Origin of the sequence: Lelliottia sp. RWM.1 (assembly GCF_016859735.1) — a bacterium.
Lineage (GTDB): Bacteria > Pseudomonadota > Gammaproteobacteria > Enterobacterales > Enterobacteriaceae > Enterobacter.
Genome location: NZ_WLVC01000142.1, coordinates 1 through 614, shown reverse-complemented (window position 1 = coordinate 614; position 614 = coordinate 1). Strand labels below are relative to the sequence as shown.

Here is a 614-nt window from a genome sequence, read left to right as displayed (position 1 = left end):
CACGGTACGCCTGCGGCCAAATTTGATTCCTTTCAGCTTTGCTTCCTGTCGGCCCTCATTCGTGCGTTCTAGGATCCTCCGGCGTTCAGCCTGTGCCACAGCCGACAGGATGGTGACCACCATTTGCCCCATATCACCGTCGGTACTGATCCCGTCATCAATGAACCGGACTGCCACGCCCTGAGCGTCAAATTCCTTTATCAGTTGGATCATATCGGCAGTGTCGCGGCCAAGACGGTCGAGCTTCTTAACCAGAATGACATCACCTTCCTCCACCTTCATCCTCAGCAAATCCAGCCCTTCCCGGTCTGTTGAACTGCCGGATGCCTTATCGGTAAATATACGGTTTGCTTTCACACCTGCGTCTTTGAGTGCTCTGACCTGAAGATCAAGAGACTGCTGACTGGTTGAGACCCGAGCGTAACCAAAAAGTCGCATAAAAATGTACCTTAAATCGAATATCGGACAACTCATGTCTATTATTACAAATTTACGATTTAATAGACATATTAATGTAACAGTTTTACGATGTCCGATAATTTATAACATTTCGTACGGTTGGAAAAATGTTACTAAATGCCCGTCAGGCAGGGAGGCCGATATGCCCGTTGACT

The 614-nt window shown here is 47.9% G+C and carries 1 protein-coding gene; it reads right to left on the bottom strand.

Going from position 1 to position 614, the window contains the following annotated elements; genetic code table 11:
• Window positions 1-438: recombinase family protein (locus GF617_RS26950; protein WP_203452780.1), on the bottom strand; the 438-nt coding region annotated here is incomplete at its 3' end.
• Between the last annotated feature and the right edge of the window lie 176 nt (window positions 439-614).